This is a genomic window from Polymorphospora rubra (genome assembly GCF_018324255.1).
Classification (GTDB): Bacteria; Actinomycetota; Actinomycetes; order Mycobacteriales; family Micromonosporaceae; genus Polymorphospora; species Polymorphospora rubra.
This window is the reverse complement of the sequence record NZ_AP023359.1, coordinates 278607-295224: the sequence shown is the minus strand read 5'-3', so window position 1 is coordinate 295224 and position 16618 is coordinate 278607. Positions and strand designations below refer to the sequence as shown.

Below are 16618 nucleotides of genomic sequence, written 5' to 3'. Positions count from 1 at the left end.
CAGCTCGCCGGTAGCGTGAGGCCATGGAATGGTTCGGGGCCCTTGTCGCGATCGTGGTCGTGGTCGTACTGGTGATCGGTGTGATCGTGTTCGTTGCCGCCCGCCGCCGTCCCGGTGCCGACCTGGTCGGCAGCGCCCTGGCCGAGCGGGCGCGGTACGGTGCCGGACCGGCCGGCGTCGTCGCCGGACCCGAGGGGGTCGAAGGTCTCGATCGTCTCGACGCCACGGACCGGGCGCTGGTCGCCGATATCCTGGAGCTGCTCGGCCGGAACCGGAAGATCCAAGCGATCAAGGTCCTGCGGACGCGGCGCCCGATGGGCCTGGCCGAGGCGAAGCAGGTGGTCGAGCAGATCGGGGCGGGCCGCGTGCCGGCGCGCTGGCCGGGCCAGCCGCCCCGGTTGCCGGAGGTCGCCGACCGGTCGGTGGTCGACCGGGCCACCGACCTGAAGCGTCAGGGCCGGCTGATTGACGCGGTCAAGTTGGTCCGCGCCGAGACGGGCCTTTCCCTGCGCGAGGCCAAGGAGATGGTCGACGTCCTCTGACTGTGCGCATGGCGGGGTCGGTTCGTCAGCGGTGGGCTGATGCGGGTGGTGGGCGTGCCCCCTTGTTTGACTGGCTTCGTGTCTCGGGGCGGGACTCTTGTTCGCCCGCTCCCCGCTCCACCGGCCCCGCTCCACCGGCCCCGGTCCACCGGCCCGGCCGGAGGCCGGATACCACTGTCACGCCCCACAGCGAATCCGTTGTGCGTACGCCGGCTGTGGACCGCAACACCTCGGGGGTCCTTCCTCGGCAAACCGCCAGGGCACCCGTGATCATCTGCTGCCCAGCAGTTCGACACGCCGTACGGACAACGGCGGAACAGCTAACGATCACCACGCACCGCCACGCACCGCCACGCCACGCCACGCCACGAGAAGCGTGTGGGTGGCCGCCGGTCGACGCACCACAGGAGCGTCCCGGCCCTCGCGCCACGACACCCCTCCGTCCAACCGATCCATGCACTGATCAACGACCACTTGCACGAACCGGTTGAACCCGAGCCGGCGAACGGGGGAGAGAACTGCAAGATCGCGGGAGTACGGGGGCGGGGCGCGAAGCGTCCCGCCCCCGGGGACTCAGCGGCCGCCGAAGAAGTTGTTGCCGGCCATGCCGCCCTGGCCCATGCCGAAGCGGCCGGCCATGTCCGTGCCGGCGAGCGCGTTGTACGGCGGCATCAGCTCCGCCGGCTGCACGACCACCATGCCCTCGCCGCTGAACTGCATCTGCCAGCTCTCGCCGGTGTTGCCCCGAGGGCGCCACACCGACGACGAGGTGACCGCCGCCTGCATGCTGACCTGGAGGCTCGACGACCAGGCGATCACCGCGTCGGCGTCGGCGAAGTAGTAGTTGCTGGGCGTCACCCGCATCACCAGCGGTTCGCCGGTGGTGGTGACGGCGACCTTGCCGTGCCCGGTCAGTTCGATGTTGTACGAGCCGGCGCTGGCGATGTTCACCTGCGACTCGATGCGGACCACGTCCCACCGCAACTGCTTCTCGAACGCGAGCACGTTCTCGCCGTCGACGGTCAGCCCGTCACCGGTCAGGTCGAGGATGTGGATGTCCTGCGCCTGGTTGGCCAGGAAGACGCTCCCGGAGCCGGACACCTTCATCAGGTTGAGGCCCTCGCCGGTCATGTAGCGCGAGATGTGGGCGCCCCAGTGCTCGTGGTGCCCGTCGAAGTTGACGCCGCCCTGGTAGGCGATCATCGCGCCCTTGCGGGCGAAGAACTCCGTCATCCCGCTCTGCTGGCCGAGGTTGGCCTTGAGCATCTTGGTGTTCTGGAGCACGAACTTGTCGGTGCCGCCGACTTCGGTGTTGGTCAGCAGGCTGCTCTGGTACATGTCGTCTTCTCCTTCGCCGTATCCCGCTACCGCTGACCGTCAGCCCCGGGCCGAGAAGTTGGGGCGCTCGTCCTCGCTCGGCTGGACCATGACGAAGCCCTGCCCGGAGAACCCCAACTGGAACGCCTCGCCGGAACCACGTCCGAAGAGACCGCCCAGCCGGGCGGTGCGCCTCGGCTGGACGCTGAGCCCCTCGGTGAAGGCCACCAGCGCGTCGGTGTCGACGAAGGTCGGCGCCTCCCGGGTGTCGAGGACCACCGGGGTGCCCTTGCTGGTCAGTGCCACCCAGCCGTGGCCGCGCAGCACGACGTTGAACATGCCCATGCCGGAGAGCATGCTGACGCCCTTCACCCGCTCGATGCCCCACTGGAGGGAGGCGTCGAAGGCGAGGATGTTCTTGCCGTTGACGCTGAGCGCCTCACCGGCCAACTGGAGGACGATCACGTCCTTGCCGTAGTCGGCCAGGTAGAGCTCGCCCTGACCGGTCGCGACCATCAGCGGTACGCCCTCACCGGTCGCCCACGAGCGCGCCATCTGGCCCAACTGCGGTGGGTTGGGGTTGAAGTCGATCAGACCCTCGTACGCCACCATGGAGCCGGAGCGGGCCATCAGATCCTGCCCGGGCGCCATCATCACCTTGGCCATCTTGTAGCCGTGGGTGCTCATCCGGTCCCGGATCTGCGTCTGCCCATAGTGCTGGAGCAACGGACTCTGCACGGCGAACCCCTCAGACCTCGTACGGCTGAACTACGACAAAGTGGCCCTGGAGGCCCATGAACTGCAGTGCGACGGACTCGCCGCTGGCGCCCGGGTAGATCTCGCGGGAGATCCGTACCTGGGTGGACACCGACACCCGCATCCCCGCCGTCCAGGCGACGACCGCGTTCATGTCGGCGAAGGTCGGGCCCTGACACTGGAGGGTCAGCGGCGTTCCCTTGGTCATCACCACGACCGTGCCCTGGCCGGACACCACCAGGTGGAACATCCCGCCGCCGGGGATGCCGGGGCTCTCGATGCGCTGCACCTGCGTCTGGAGGCTGGCGTCGAAGGCCAGCACGTTGTTGGCGTTGACGCACAGCGAGTGGCCCTGCAACTCGACGATGTGCAGGTCGGCGGCGTCCTCGGCGAGGAACACCTCGCCCTGGCCCTTGCAGGTCATCAGCTTCAGGCCCTGCCCGGTCGCCGCGTTCTCGAAGAACGCCTTGAGCCCGCCGGAGCCCTTGTAGGCGAACTCGATGTCGCCCTGGTAGGCGACCATCGAGCCGCGCCGGGCGTACGCCTCGGGGCCGAGGGTCACCTTGACCAGCTTCTTGTTCTGCTGGGTCCACCGGCCGGTGGTCGCCGTCTCCCGGTATTTCTGGAGGCTGACCATGACACCGGGCTGCACCGGCTGGGCCTGCGACGGCAGGCCGGGGCCGAACTGGCCGGGCTGCTGCGCGTAGCCGGGCTGCTGCTGCGGGATGCCCGGCTGCGGTGGGTGGCCGGGCTGTTGGGGCGGGTAGCCCGGCTGCTGCGGCGGCGGGAAGCTCTGCCCGGGCTGCTGGTGGTAGCCGGGCGGGGGCGGCGGAGGTGGCGGCGGGGTGAAGCCGGTGTGCGCCGGGGCGGCGTGCTGCTGGGGCGGTGGCGCGAACGACGGTGCCGGCTGCTGGGGCGGCGGGGCGAACGACGGTGCCGGCTGCTGCGGTGGCGCGAACGAGGGCGCCGCCGCCGGCGGCGGGGCGGGCTCGTCGTCGACCTCGCCGCCGTACGAGCGGATCAGGTCGGCGAGTCCGCCGGCGAAGCCCTGACCGACCGCGCCGACCCGCCAGACGCCCTTGCGGTAGAGATCGGTGATGATGATGGCCCGCTCGGTGCCGAAGTCGGCGCCGGTGAAGCTGTAGCGCAGCACCTCCTGGCCGCCGGCGACGAGTCGCAGGTAGCCGGACTGGATCTGGCTGGCGCTGCCGGAGCCCTCGATCGCCGCGCAGAACGACAGCTTGTGGATCTTGTCGGGGACCCGGTCGAGGGTCACCCGGAACGAGTCGGTGTCGCCCGACTGCTCGCCCAGCTTCTGGATCGCCCCCTCGGGCGACTTCGGCTGGTTGAAGAAGATGAAGTAGGAGTCGTCGGAGAGCTTGTCGGCGGCGTCCAGACCGAAACACGAAATGTCCCAGGTCAGGCCCGGTGAGACCAGTTGGATACCGACGTATAGGTCGGTTCCCGCGGTCAGTGCCGACAATGGGCTCTTCTGACCCCGCGTGAATGCCTGAGACACGTGATCCCCTCAGCTACGACGTGGTGTTCCTGATGAAGTTAGCGCCGTCCGGCAAGTCGCGGCGAGCCGGCCGTGCCGGTCGCGCCGCCCAGCGGCATGGCCCCGATCGGTCGGTATCGACCGGGGACGAAACCCGCCCGGCCGGGCGGCGGTTCAGCGTCCATCGGCCAACCGGTCGAGTACGGCGTCGAGCGCCGCACCGGATCCGACCGGATCGGGTGTGAACGTCCACGACAGCCCCACCCAGGGGTCGCCGACGTGGTCGTCGGGTACGGCGGCCAGCCGTGACATCGACCGCCACAGCGAGGACACCAGTGGTCCGAGCGTCGACGAGTCGGCCGGGTCGGCGACCAGGAGCAGGTTGACCCCCGCGCCCGGACCGTCGTTGATCAGGTACTGGATCTGCGCGATCGACCGCTCGTCGAAGCCGAACGGGAAGTCGTGCAGCACCAGCAGCCGGCGGCCGCCGTCGAGCAGCCCCGGCGGCAGAGCCGTGTCGCCGGACCGCAGCGCCATCTGGATCAGGTCGACCCGGGAGACCAGGTTGTCGAGCAGTTCGGCCAGTTCGGCGGGGGTGGTGGCCGGCGGTGCGGCCAGCGGGCCGGCGCGCAGGCCGCGTACGGCTGCCCCGCCGCCGGCCAGGTCGGCCACGCAGACGCCGAGGCCGCCGGCCGGGTGGGCGGCGAGCAGCCGGGCGATGATCGACCGGGCCAGCGCGGTCGCCGCCGCCCGGTCGGTGCCGGCGGCGTCGATCCACAGCGGTCTCGCCAGCGGCAGCCGGAACATCAGCGGAATCCGCAGGTCGGGGTCTTCGGGCAGGTGCAGTTCACCGACCCGCAGTGCCACCGCCGTCTCGTCCGGTGGCTGCCAGCCCCGCCACGCCGGGCTGTCCCAGCGGGCCATCGTCGGTGGCAGGGTGCCGTCCAGTTCGCGCAGTTCGGCGCTGAGCTGGGCCACGTCCCGCCGGTGGTCGGCGGTCGCCCGGGCGACCAGTTCGTCGTGCCGGCGGTCGGCCGCCGCCCGCGCCGCCGCGGTCTCCGGCGAGTTACGGGCCCGCGGGTCGTCGAGCAGTCGGCCGACCTCGTCGTCGCGGCGCTGCTCGGCGTACTCGGTCGCCGACCGCAGCGCCGAGGTGCTGCGGGCGGCGTCCTCGAAGATGCTCCACACCTGCTGGTAGAGCCGCTCCGGAGGCGGCCCGCCGACCGGCGTCGGCGCCGGTTGCGGCGGCTTGGCCCGGTCGGCCGGCCACGACGACGCCGGCTGGGCGGGCGCCGTCGCCTGCGGACGGGGCGGCTGCGCGGGCGGCGCCGGTGGTTGTGCCGGCGGCGCGCCGGTGCCGGCCGCGACCGGGCTGGCGGTCGTCACCGGTACGGGCACCGCCGGCGCCGGCTCCTCCTCGACCTGTACGCCGCACGCCGCCGCCAGCTCCGCCAACCCGCCGGCGTAGCCCTGTCCGACGGCCCGGATCTTCCAGGCGCCGGCCCGGCGGTAGAACTCCCAGGCGATGACGGCCCGTTCGGAGTCGAGGCCGGTGACGACGAACGTCGCGACCGCCACCCCGTCGGCGCCGCTGATCCGGGCGACCGGCTCCGGGCCGGCGCCGAGCGTCGGCGCCGAGGCGTCGACACTGACCGCCACCAGGACCTTGCCCACGTCGGCCGGTACGGCGCCGAGGTCGACCTCGACGCACTCCGGTTGCCCGGCGACGGGCCGGCACGACACTCCCGGCCCGTCCGGCTGGTTGTAGAACACGAAGTCGGCGTCGGTGCGTACCCGGCCACTGTCGGTGAGCAGCAACGCCGACAGGTCGGCCGGCCCCGGCGTCTCGACGGTCACGCGGAGCCGGGCCACGGTCAGGGGAGCGTTCTGTCCCTTGACGAGGACCTGCGCCATCACTCTCTCCTCGGTGGCGATCTAGCGGGTGGCAGCCACGGTCACAGGAAGCGGCCCAGCATGGGGATCAGCTCCAGGGGCTGACGGCCCTGGATCGGCTCGCCGATGGCCATCATCTTCCAGACGCCACCCTCCCGGTAGACCTTGGCCATCACCATGCCGGTGGTGCCGACACCGCCCGAGAGCGTATAGCGGGCCAGCTCCTGGCGGGTCGTCTCGTCGACGAGCCGACAGAACGCCGCCTCGACCTGCTCGAAGGTGTGCCCCTGGTACGACGTGACGACGAACAGCACCGTCGTGACGTGGGCGGGCACCCGGGCCAGGTCCACGATGATCGACTCGTCGTCGCCGTCACCGTCGCCGGTGCGGTTGTCGCCGGTGTGCGCGATCGACCCGTCCTTGCTGCGCAGCTGGTTGTAGAAGGCGATGTCGATCGGCTGCTGGTCGGCGAACAGGATCGCCGACGCGTCGAGGTCGACGTCGATCTCCCGGCTGCCGAACAGGCCGCGCCGCTTGATCGGGTCCCAGCCGAGGCCCATCCGGACCAGGGTGAGCTGGACACCGTTCTCCTTGCGCAGCGACACCCGCTCGCCCTTGGAAAGGCTGACCGGGGCGCCCGGCCGACCCAGCGTCTTCTCCATGGAGATCGGGGCGGCGGCCGGTGGCTGCGGCGCGGCCGGCTGGGGCGCCGGTGGCTGCGGCGCCGGTGGTGCCGGCGGCGGGGGCGGGGGTGCGGCCTGCGGCGGGGTGTACTGCGGCGTGGGGGCCGGCGGCGGCGGGGTGTACTGCGGCGCGGGCGCCTGCGGCGGCGGTGAGTACTGCGGCGCGGCCGGTGGGGGCGGTGGCGGCGGCGCGTGGGTGACCGGCGGCGGGGGCGGCGGGGCGACCGGCGGGGGCGGCGGTGGCGGTGCCTGGGTGACCGGGGGCGGCGGCGGCGGGGCGACCGGCGGGGGCGGCGGTGGCGGTGCCTGGGTGACCGGGGGCGGCGGCGCGGCCTGCGGGGCCGGCGTCGGGGCCGCCGCCGCGGGTGCCCCGTCGACGACGACGCCGTGGTCCTGGATCAGGTCGGCGAGCCCACCGGCGTAGCCCTGCCCGACCGCCCGGATCTTCCATGCCCCGGCCCGCCGGTAGAGCTCCAGAGCGATGACGATGCTCTCCGTGTTGAGCCCGGTGACCGCGTAGTTGACCAGTTCGGCACCGGACCCGTCGTAGACCCGGGCGGTGGGCGGCGCCACCTGGCCGAACCGCTGCCCCTGCCCGTCGACGCTGACGACGATCCGGACCTTCTCCACGTCGGCCGGCACCGCACCGGTGTCGACCGAGATCTCCCACGGCTGCCCCGGAGAGGGCTGGCGGCAGGAGACCCCCGGCCCGGTCGGCTGGTTGTAGAAGACGAAATCGGCGTCGGTACGTACCTTGCCGTTCGCCGCGACCAGCAGCGCGGACAGGTCGGTCGGGCAGGCGACCTCGACCACGACCCGTACCTGGGGCGCGGTCAGGGCGGTGTTCTGCCCCTTGACCAGGGCGGTGGACATCTTCGTCTCCTCGTGGTGTCAGCGGGGTGCCGTGGACGTCGGCCGGTCGATGGTCTGTTCGCCGTACCATTTCGCGATCTCGTCGCCGGCGGCGGCGCCGGAGGACGCGGTGGTCCGGCAGTGTGGTGCGGTGAATCCGGTCAGGTGCAGTTCGCCGTGCGCGGGCCGGATGGCGGCGTCGGCGGCCCGCAGCATATCGGCGTCGAGCAGCGAGTCGCCGCCGGCGACGACCCGACCGGCGGCCAGCCGTTGCGCGACGTGGGCGACGGCGGCGGCCTTGTCCAGGCTGGACGGCAGCAGATAGAGCTTGCGGCCCTGCAGCGACACCCGCCAGCCGCAGGCACCGGCCCACTCGCCGGCCTCGGCGGCGAACTCCGGCAGCCATGCCTCGCGGGTCTCCACGGTCAGGTAGAGGAAGAAGTCCTCGACCGCGCGCACCGCGGCGAAACCGCGCCGGCCGTGCCAGTCGACGCCCTGCCGCCAGACCGCGTCGAAGGTGGCCGCGGCGGCGGCCATGTTGCGGCGGACCTGCCGCTCCCAGACCGGGTCGGACTCGCCGTCGACGAGCAGCCGGGCCCCGTTGCAGACGATGGCGTGCGACGGCGCCCGGCCGGGCAGCCGCAGCCGCAGGTACTGCGGGACCGAGCGGGTGGTGGCCGGCACCACCACCCCGGCCGCGGCCAGGTCGGCCCAGCGGGCGGCGGTGTCGACGGTCATGTAGGCGTACGTCCGGTCGCCGTCGATGTCGACCGGGACCAGGTCGGCGGGGTCCGGGCGCGTCGTGCCGGCCGCCATCGCGCGTTCGGAGAACAGCACGGTGCCGTCGAGGTCGGTGGCGATGACGGTGCTCACGACGTCACGTCCGTCGGGTCGGCCGCGCCGCGTGGCCGGATCAGACCCACCGCCGAGTACGGCAGGTCGGCGACCTTCTCCACCGGTACGCCGCGCTGCTCGGCGAGCAGCAGTACGTGTCCCAGGTCGGCGACGGCGTCGGGGCGGATCAGGACCCGCCACGGCACCCGGCGCAGCAGCACCCGGGTCGTCTCGCCGACCCCGGGCTTGAGCAGGTTGACGTTGTCGAGCCCGTACTCGCGGGTCAGCCGGACCGCGGTGTGCCAGCCGCTCCAGTCCGGGGTGCGGTCCGACGCGGCCAGCGCCGGCCAGTCGGCGGCGACCCGGTCGGCGACGGCCGGGAACCGGTCGGTGATCCGGTCGAGCAGCAGGTTGGAGACGTCGGCGTCGGCGAGGTGCCGGTAGAACTTCGCGCCGTGGAACTGCTCCGGCCCGATCAGCCGTTCGTTGAGCACGGTGCGCGACACCAGTCCGGACACCGTCGAGTTCAGGCACGCCGACGGGATCAGGAAGTCGTCGCGGGTGCCGAAGACGGTCACGCAGTTGCCCGGGTCGGCGAGCACGGCCAGGGTCGGGTCGAAGACCAGCCCGTCCTGTTCGGCCAGTACGTCGAGCGCGGCCCGCAGTTCCCGGCAGATCGCGCCCTTGCCGGTCCACCCGTCGACGAACATGACCTGGGCCGGGTCGTGGTGCCGGGCCAGGTATCGCATCGCCACCCGGTCGATGCCGCGGTCGCGCACGATCGACACGGTGTAGTGCGGCAGCGTCACACCATGGGCGTACCGCGCCCAGCGACGCATCAGGATGCCGATCGGGGTGCCGGCGCGGGCCAGCGACACCAGCACCGGTGCCTCCCGCTGCGCCAGCACCAGTTCGGTGACCACGCCGACCGCGTGCGCGACGCGTTCGGCGGACTCGGCCAGCGCCGCGTGGAACAGGTCCAGGTATTCCCCGGACGGCTGGTATTCGGTCGGCAGCGACTCGGCGTAGTGGGCGGCGCCGGACTGGATCCGTGCCTCCCGCTGCTCGACCGGCGCCTCCAGTTCGACGTGCGACAGGTCGGTCAGCAGCCAGGTGACCTCGGCCGCGTCGTACGAGGAGAAGTCGGGCCCGTACAGCGGCGTGGGCAGGGTCATCGGGGCTCCTCCCGCCCCGCCGGTGGCGCGGCCACCGCCGGAACCAGATCGGGTACGACAGCGACGGTGACGCCGCCGCTGACCGCGCGTAGCGTCGGCACCAGGCCGCCGTCCTGCCACAGCCGCTCCGTGTCGGCGGTCCGGTCGACCACCAGCACGATCCGGTCGAACGGTTCGGCGGCGCGCGGCGGCGCGACGTTGTAGACGAACCGCACGCCGTCGATCTCGTGGTCGTGGGGTGGGAACACCAGCGTGGTGCGGATCGCGTAGCCGGGTTCGTCGACGGCCAGGACCGGCGAGCGGGTGGTGGAGGAGAACCGGACGGGCCCCCGCCGGGTCTGCGCCAGCCGGCAGGCCAGGGCGAGCGGGGCGTACATGAGCTCCTCGGTGCCGAGGACCAGGATCCGCGCGTCGTCGGGCAGCCCGGCGGCGACCCGGTCGGCGAGCCGGGACACCGCGTCGGCCAGCGCCGGCCGGTGGTGGGCGGCGAATCCGTGCCGCCCGCCCTCGGGCAGGTCGGCGGGCCAGTCGGCGTCGACCCGGGAGACGTCCGACGGTGCCGGCCGGGTCGCCGGTGCCGTCCCGGCCGGCGGGTGCGGGTCGGTGGCGGGCTGGCCGCCGTCGACGGCGGCGACCAGGGCACGGCCGCGTTCGAGCACGTCGTCGGGGAGGGCGACCTCGCCGGTACCCAGCGACACCACGTCGACCCGGGCGCCGAGTTCGGCGCCGAGTTCGGCGAGCACCCGCCGGTCGGGGCTGGTGCGCAGGTCGAGCAGGGCCGCCACGACATAGTGCGCGCGGGGCCGTACGGCGTGCAGGGCGCGGATCGTCGCCGCCGCGGTCCGCCCGGTGGACAGTTCGTCGTCGACGAGCAGCAGCGGGCCGGGCCGGTCGAGCCAGCCCGGGTCGGCCGGGAGCAGCAGGTGCTCGGTGGCGTGGCTGTGGGTCTCGTCGAAGCGGCCGAGCAGCGGCACCCCGGGCACCGGCCGGCGGGTGGAGTGCAGGTAGTCGGCCCCGGCGAAGACGTCGGCGACGACGTGTCCGAGGGCGGTGGCGGTCTCGGCGTAGCCGAACACGAGCGGTGGCTCGGGCAGGTGCGCGACGCCGGCCGGCGGGATCCCGGTACCCGGGGCCGGCGCACGGTCCGGCCCGATCCCGGGTAAGGAGCCGGGCCGGGTGTCGGTGTCGGCCAGTTTCGCGCCGAGTAGTTCGGCGACGCGCCGGCCGAGCAGCCAGCCGGCCGTGTAGACCACCCGCGGGTCGACCGGAATGTGCTTGCCGAGCACCTCGGAGACGATCAGGTGGGCCCGGCGCGGGTTGCGTCGTACGGCCAGCCCGGCGAGGTCCGCCAGGCGTGGCGTGTCCGCGGACGCGTCGGAACCGGTGGCGTCGACGAGCCGTACGCCGAGACGTTCGGTGACCCAGGCCCCGGACCAGGTCGGATCGGTGTGGCTCAAGCGGCGAGCTCCGGGCTGACGGTGGCGTCGAGGAAGTCGACGAAGCCGACCCCCTCGGCGGCCACGCCGAACACGCTGGCCCGCAGCAGGGTCTGCTCGGCCCACGGGCGGTGCGGCTTGACCTCGTTCATCTTGTTGCCGTAGAGGCTGCGCAGCACGCCACCGCCGAGGCCGCCGGCCGAGTCGTCACAGATCGCCACGGCGTCACTGTATTCCTCGTGGCTGACAACACTGAGGGCGTGCACGGCCGCCGCGTGGCTCGGATGGATGACGGTCTTGCCGTTGAGTCCGTTGGACCGGTCGAGCAGCAGCTCCCGGATCAGGCCGTCGAGCGCCTGCCGGACCAGGTGGCGGCGCAGCATCCGGCCACTGGCGTCGTGGTCCTCGAACGGTGTGACCCGCAGTTGCGGCTTGAGGACCCGTTCACCGCCGGCGAAGTACTCCCACACCGGGCCGGTCACGAGATAGCCGGTGCCGTCGCGGCGGGCCATGACGTTGATGATGTCGGTCAGCACGGAGGCGACGACGCCGATGTCCCAGGCGGTCAGTTCGGCCGGTCGGCGCAGGCCGTAGACGCTGCTGAGGTCGGTCGCGCCGACCCGTACGGCGAGGATCAGGTCGCGGTTGAGGTCGAGCAGGTGCCGGATCGCGAGCAGGGTGCCCTGGCGGGTCTCGGCGTGCGCGATCTCGGGGGTCTCCAGCACCGGCATGGCGTACAGCGGCCGGCCGCTGGCGTCGGCGATGTCGCGTACCGCACGCAGCCCCGCCAGGCCGGACTCGTCGGCGCGGAACTTGGGCAGGACGAATCCGCTGAGCACCCCGAGGTCGTCGCCGAGCCGTTCGGCGAGCCGGTAGATCTGGTCGGGGTGGCGGACCCGGACGAAGAGCAGCGGGCCGTCGGGGCGCTGCTGCGCGACCTGCCGTAGCTGCCGGGGGAGGTTGACCTCGGCCGCGTCGACCTCGTCGTCGCGGATGGCGTCCTCGAGGCAGCACACCATGCTCATCACGCCCTCGGCGTGGCACCGGGCGATGTCGGAGGCGAGCTGGGGCCGGATGGCGGGGGAGTAGAGGGTGGCACCGAGGGCCAGGGCCAACCGCTCGGGCGGGGAGTCCCGGGCGAAGTCGGTCGGGGGGCGGTGGAACAACGGGTCCGCCGCACCCCCGACCAGGTGGGAGAAGTAGCGCACGGCTGTCCTTTCTTCTCATACCCGGGACGGGGGCGCGGCGCGCCACGTGGTTGTGAGGGGCCCGCCGGCGGGTGGGGCCGGCGGGCCGGTGCGGGTCGGCCTGGCGGTCAGGCCAGGTTGGCGGCCACCAGCGGCATGAGTTCCTGGAACGTCCGGCCGCTGCCGGGGGCGCCGATGGCGGTGAGCGCCCAGCCGGCGCCCTGGCGGTTGACCCGGGCCATCACCAGCGCGGTGTGGGTGCCGGATCCGGTGAGGGTGAAGCGGGCCAGTTCACTGCCGTTGGTCTCGTCGACCACCCGGCAGTAGGCGTTGGCGACCCGGGAGAAGTCCTCGCCGGTGAACGAGTTGACGGTGAAGACCAGGGTCTGGACCGCGGCGGGCACCTGACCCAGTTCGACGATGATCGACTCGTCGTCGCCGTCGCCCTCACCGGTGGTGTTGTCGCCGGTGTGGACGATCGAGTTGTCCTTGCTGCGCAGTTGCCGCCACCACACCTGGTCGACCAGCCGACCCGAACCGTCGAGCAGCAGGCAGGACGCGTCGAGGTCGATGCCCCCGCCGCCGCCGCGCAGCTTGCCGAAGAATCCCTTGGCGGGCGCGGCATCCCAGCCCAGCCCCATCCGGATCCTGGTCAGGGTGCCACCGGGCTTTTCGAGCGAGACCCGCTGGCCCTTGGTCAATTGCACTGCCATGGTGCTGCTCCCTGCGTTGGTGTTCGGTCAGACCTTCGCGAGTTCGGAACCGGACTGGTCGGAGCCGGCGCCCGCACGGCGGTTGCGGATCACCGAGCTGGCGAACGAGGCGAGGATGAAGGCGAGGCCGATGAGGCCGGTGAAGATCTCGTTGATGTGGATGTTGATGGTCAGGATCAGGATCGTGGCCAGCGCGCCGATCGCCCAGTGCGCACCGTGTTCCAGATAGACGTACTCCGCCAACGTCCCCTTGTTGACCAGGTAAACGGTGATCGAACGGACGAAGAAGGCACCGACGCCGAGGCCGGCGACGATGATGAAGATGTTCGAGGTGATCGCGAACGCGCCGACGACGCCGTCGAAGCTGAACGACGCGTCGAGGACCTCGAGGTAGAGGAAGAGGAAGAACGCGGCCTTGCCGACGGCGACGGTGACCGGCTGGCCGCCCTTGGTCTCGGTCTTGGTCTTCGCGTCGGCCGCGACGGCCTCGGCCACCGCGTTGGTCGCCGGCACGCCGGGCGCGGTCGTCGGGTTCTTCGCGTCCTTCGACGCCTCGTCGTCCTCGGAGCCGTGGGTGACGTTCTCGACCAGGTTCTCGCCGGCCGACTCGAACAGTTCGCCGAGGCCCTTGACCAGCAGGTACGTCACGATGCCGTAGAGGCCGGAGGTGAGTACGGTCGCCGCGTTGTCGCCGGCCAGCAGTTCACCCGCGGCCAGCAGGACGCCGAGGCCGACGACGACCGACAGGTGGTCGAGCCGGCCGAGCTTCGCCAGCACCGCCTCGATCGGCTTGATCCACTTGATCTCCCGCTCCTCGAACATGAAGTCGAGGAAGATCATCAGCAGGAAGATGCCGCCGAACGCCGCGATGGCCGGGTGCGCCTCCTCCAGTGCGTGCTGGTAGTCGTCGGGCGAGTCGATGGCCAGTTGGAAGGCCTCGATCGGGCCGAGGCCGGCGGTGAACGTCACCAGCAGCACCGGGAAGACCAGCCGCATACCGAAGACCGCGATCGCGATACCGACCGTGAGGAAGATCTTCTGCCAGAACCGCGACATGCGTTGCAGCACGCTGGCGTTGATGACGGCGTTGTCGAACGAGAGGGAGACCTCCAGCACGATCAGCACCGCGACCAGCACCAGCGCGGTGGGACCACCGAACCAGGCGGCGGCGATCAGGGTCGCCACAGTGATCGCCAGGGACCAGAAGAAGGTACGTAAGAACACGTGGCGCTCCGAATATGGGCAGTGTCGTCAGAGAATGTCGATGTGCTGGTGGAGATCGTTCGATGCGCCGGTTGAAGATCGTCCGGCGGGAGGCGTCGAAGTGGTGTCGTTCACACGGCCGCGGGCCGCCCGTCCGGTTGGAAGGACGACCCGCGGTGTGAAGGTGCAGGCGGCGTGGTGTGCCGCCGGTTGTCAGACGTTGACGCCGAAGTCCTGCGCGATGCCCCGCAGGCCGGAAGCGTACCCCTGGCCGACGGCCCGGAACTTCCATTCGGCGTCACGCCGGTAGAGCTCACCGAACACCATGGCGGTCTCGGTCGAGGCGTCCTCGGAGAGGTCGTAACGCGCCAGCTCCTCGCCGCCGGCCTGGTTGACGACCCGGATGAAGGCGTTGGCGACCTGGCCGAAGGACTGGCTGCGGCCCTCGGCGTCGTAGATCGACACGGTGAACGTGATCTTGTCGACGTCGCCGGGCACGCCGGCGAGGTTGACGTTGAGCTGCTCGTCGTCGCCGTCACCCTCACCGGTGAGGTTGTCACCGAGGTGCTGCACCGACCCGTCGGGCGAGGTCAGGTTGTTGAAGAAGATGAAGTGCTGGTCCGAAATTGCCTTGCCCGAGGCGTTGCAGATGATGGCGCTGGCGTCGAGGTCGAAATCGGTGCCGGTGGTGGTGCGTACGTCCCAGCCCAGACCGACCGTGACGGCCGTCAGACCCGGGGCCTGCTTGGTGAGGCTGACGTTGCCACCCTTGCTGAGGCTGACTCCCACGAACTCCTCCAACTCGATGCACGGCGGGACGGTCCCGCGAATGAACTTGTGGCCGGGCCGGAGCCCGTACCACCGTGTAATACCACTGTGAGGCCGGGTCGCCCGGCTGCCTCACCGAGCGTCGCAGACCGACGCAACACGTGACGCACCCGCAATGGGCGACCTGACCTCACGGAACGGGGAGGTTACCACCGTGAGATCAAAGATTCCTGAGAAACGGACCGTCACGGACGAACTGCCGACCGCCCGACCCGGGCTACCAGCCGCGGGCCCGCCATTCCGGCACCGCCGGCCGCTCGACGCCCAGCGTGCTGTCCTTGCCGTGACCGGGATAGAACCAGGTCTCGTCGGGCAGGCGGCCGAACAGCTTGTGCTCGACATCGTCGATCAGGGAACCGAACCGCTGCGGGTCCTTGTCGGTGTTTCCGACCCCGCCCGGGAAGAGGCTGTCGCCGGTGAACAGATGCGGCACCCCCGCCGGGTCACGGTAGAGCAGGGCGATCGACCCCGGCGTGTGCCCGACGATGTGGATGACCTCCAGGGCGCAGTCGCCGACCCGTACGGTGTCGCCCTCGGCCAGCGACTCGGACGGGATCGGCAGCCCCTCGGCGTCGGCGGCGTGCACCAGGGAGCGGGCGCCGGTGGTCGCCACCACCTCCTCCAGCGCCACCCAGTGGTCCATGTGCTGGTGGGTGGTGACCACCGCGGACAGCCCGCCGTCGCCGACCAGTTCCAGCAGCCGCGGCGCCTCGTTGGCGGCGTCGATCAGTACCTGGTCGCCGGTCGCCCGGCAGTGCAGCAGGTAGGCGTTGTTCTCCATCGGCCCGACCGAGAGCTTGGTGATGACCAGGTTGTCCAGCTCGCGTACGTCGGGTGGGCCGCCCGGTGCGACATCTCCGGTATAAGGCATCGCTGTTCCTTCACATCCAGTTCGGCGGTATCGGCAACGGTCCGTCCGGGGTGACCTCGAGCGACTCGCCGGTGGACCGTCCGGTGAGCCACCCGGCCAGCGCGTACGCCGGCCCGGAAACCGTCGGCGTCGCCCCGGTGGCGCCGACGGACAGTTCCTGTCCCGTCTCCACGGGGCACAGCACCACGGCCGGCGCGTCGTCGCGCCCGGCGTAGCCGCTGACGATCTCGTGCAGCAGGTGGAGGGCGAACGCGTCCGGCCAGTCCCCGGGCCGGTAGCCGGCGGCCAGATCCACGTGGTGCACCTCGACCTCCCGCAGCCGCCGCCACACCCCGTACGCCGCGGTCTGCGGCCGGTCCGGGATCTCCAGTGTGGTCAGCCACATCTCGCTGGTCAGCCGGTCGGCCGCGGCGGCGTGGCGGGCGGCCGAGGCACGCAGGTCGGCGAGCTGGTCGGTCAGCGGCCGGCCGGCCCCCGCCTCGATGTCGGCGACCCGGCGTTCCCAGCTCGGGTACTGCGGGGTCACCACCCCGGTCCGGGCCCACTCCAGCAGGTTGGTCATCCCGTCGGCGTTGCGCGCCAGGTGGGTGAGCACGTGCCCGCGGCTCCAACCGGGCAGCGCCGACGGCGCGGCGACCGCGGCGTCGGACAGACCCGCCACCGTCGTCAGCAGCCGGTCCGTCGCGCGGTGCACCTCGGCCATGAGTACGAGCGGGTCAGCCGTCACGGTCCGACCCTAGCCGTCGTACCGGCGCCGGGCAGGACGGAAATGCCTTTCGGCGGGTCGGACGAGGCTCTACCGTCGATGTCGACGCGTCACGCAGGAACCG

The 16618-nt window shown here is 71.7% G+C and carries 15 protein-coding genes; 1 reads left to right on the top strand and 14 read right to left on the bottom strand.

All coding sequences use genetic code 11. The features are described 5' to 3' along the window. The first annotated feature begins 23 nt into the window (after positions 1–23). Positions 24–542 carry a hypothetical protein gene (locus Prubr_RS01310; protein ID WP_212820815.1) on the top strand — a complete coding sequence of 173 codons (519 nt, stop codon included), beginning with the start codon at positions 24–26 and terminating at the stop codon, positions 540–542. A 573-nt stretch (positions 543–1115) separates the two neighbouring features. Here the strand turns inward: Prubr_RS01310 and Prubr_RS01305 are convergent. The 14 genes from Prubr_RS01305 to Prubr_RS01240 form a co-directional block, all read right to left on the bottom strand. After that, positions 1116–1880, bottom strand: a complete 765-nt coding sequence (locus Prubr_RS01305) for an AIM24 family protein (protein ID WP_212820813.1) — start codon at positions 1878–1880, stop codon at positions 1116–1118. Between the two features lie 39 nt (positions 1881–1919). Continuing rightward, positions 1920–2597, bottom strand: coding sequence for an AIM24 family protein (locus Prubr_RS01300; protein ID WP_212820811.1), 678 nt, complete (start codon positions 2595–2597; stop codon positions 1920–1922). 10 nt (positions 2598–2607) lie between these two features. Next, positions 2608–4134 (bottom strand): TerD family protein, encoded by a 1527-nt coding sequence (locus tag Prubr_RS01295; protein ID WP_281425874.1) that lies wholly within the window; start codon positions 4132–4134, stop codon positions 2608–2610. A 153-nt stretch (positions 4135–4287) separates the two neighbouring features. Next, positions 4288–6027 carry a TerD family protein gene (locus Prubr_RS01290; RefSeq protein WP_212820807.1) on the bottom strand — a complete coding sequence of 580 codons (1740 nt, stop codon included), beginning with the start codon at positions 6025–6027 and terminating at the stop codon, positions 4288–4290. 41 nt (positions 6028–6068) lie between these two features. Next, positions 6069–7562: a TerD family protein gene (locus Prubr_RS01285; RefSeq protein ID WP_212820805.1), complete on the bottom strand. Its 1494-nt coding sequence runs from the start codon at positions 7560–7562 to the stop codon at positions 6069–6071. 18 nt (positions 7563–7580) lie between these two features. After that, the gene (locus Prubr_RS01280; protein ID WP_212820803.1) at positions 7581–8414 is read right to left on the bottom strand and encodes a hypothetical protein; all 834 of its coding nucleotides are present in this window, start codon (positions 8412–8414) and stop codon (positions 7581–7583) included. After that, the gene (locus Prubr_RS01275; protein WP_212820801.1) at positions 8411–9550 is read right to left on the bottom strand and encodes a cysteine protease StiP family protein; all 1140 of its coding nucleotides are present in this window, start codon (positions 9548–9550) and stop codon (positions 8411–8413) included. The genes Prubr_RS01280 and Prubr_RS01275 overlap by 4 nt, the downstream gene beginning before the upstream one ends. Next, on the bottom strand, positions 9547–11007 hold the full coding sequence (locus Prubr_RS01270; protein ID WP_212820799.1) for a phosphoribosyltransferase family protein: 1461 nt from the start codon (positions 11005–11007) through the stop codon (positions 9547–9549). The genes Prubr_RS01275 and Prubr_RS01270 overlap by 4 nt, the downstream gene beginning before the upstream one ends. Continuing rightward, positions 11004–12194, bottom strand: coding sequence for an HpcH/HpaI aldolase/citrate lyase family protein (locus tag Prubr_RS01265; protein WP_212820797.1), 1191 nt, complete (start codon positions 12192–12194; stop codon positions 11004–11006). The genes Prubr_RS01270 and Prubr_RS01265 overlap by 4 nt, the downstream gene beginning before the upstream one ends. Positions 12195–12301: 107 nt before the next feature. Beyond that, positions 12302–12886: a TerD family protein gene (locus Prubr_RS01260; RefSeq protein WP_212820795.1), complete on the bottom strand. Its 585-nt coding sequence runs from the start codon at positions 12884–12886 to the stop codon at positions 12302–12304. Between the two features lie 27 nt (positions 12887–12913). Beyond that, positions 12914–14110, bottom strand: a complete 1197-nt coding sequence (locus Prubr_RS01255; RefSeq protein WP_212820793.1) for a DUF475 domain-containing protein — start codon at positions 14108–14110, stop codon at positions 12914–12916. Positions 14111–14302: 192 nt separating this feature from the next. Then, a complete protein-coding gene (locus Prubr_RS01250) occupies positions 14303–14878 on the bottom strand; it encodes a TerD family protein (protein ID WP_212820791.1) in 576 nt (191 codons plus the stop codon). A gap of 256 nt (positions 14879–15134) precedes the next feature. Then, positions 15135–15788 carry an MBL fold metallo-hydrolase gene (locus Prubr_RS01245; protein WP_212820789.1) on the bottom strand — a complete coding sequence of 218 codons (654 nt, stop codon included), beginning with the start codon at positions 15786–15788 and terminating at the stop codon, positions 15135–15137. 10 nt (positions 15789–15798) lie between these two features. After that, positions 15799–16515, bottom strand: a complete 717-nt coding sequence (locus tag Prubr_RS01240; protein ID WP_212820787.1) for a maleylpyruvate isomerase family mycothiol-dependent enzyme — start codon at positions 16513–16515, stop codon at positions 15799–15801. Positions 16516–16618: the final 103 nt, after the last annotated feature.